Below are 389 nucleotides of genomic sequence, written 5' to 3'. Positions count from 1 at the left end.
GCGCTACGCTGCGCTTCGGGGTCCCCTCGCTCCGGCCTTGCTCACGGGAGCACGCGCTGCAGGCCCCATCCATGGGGCCTCAGCGCTTGACGGGCATCCATGCCCGTCATCTCCCTCCGCAACCCTACGCTCGGCCTCCTGAAGTCGCAATCTGCGTCGCCCGAACTACCGCGCGCTTAAAAGCAAGATCAAAAGCGAACTCGGTGATCGGCCGGCACCGCCGATGCATTCGGTGAGGTTCTGCCCGGTCATCTGGATAAGGATATCGCCGGCATGGCTGCCCTCGGCCTGGTGTACCTGGAAGAACGCTCTTGCTCTTGCTTTGGCTTTTGCTTCTAAGCGCGCGATAGTTCAGGCGACGCAGATTGCGACTTCAGGAGGCCGAGCGT

At 62.7% G+C, this 389-nt stretch carries 1 pseudogene; it reads right to left on the bottom strand.

The features are described 5' to 3' along the window. Positions 1–199 precede the first annotated feature (199 nt). Positions 200–315 (bottom strand): annotated as a pseudogene (locus tag LVS58_RS25010) (3-deoxy-7-phosphoheptulonate synthase); the annotation flags it as partial. Positions 316–389 lie beyond the last annotated feature (74 nt).

The organism is Pseudomonas sp. JR33AA (assembly GCF_021378985.1).
In the GTDB taxonomy this organism is placed as follows: Bacteria; Pseudomonadota; Gammaproteobacteria; order Pseudomonadales; family Pseudomonadaceae; genus Aquipseudomonas; species Aquipseudomonas alloputida.
Note: the sequence above shows the minus strand (reverse complement) of the source record. Positions and strands in the feature narration are given on the sequence as shown.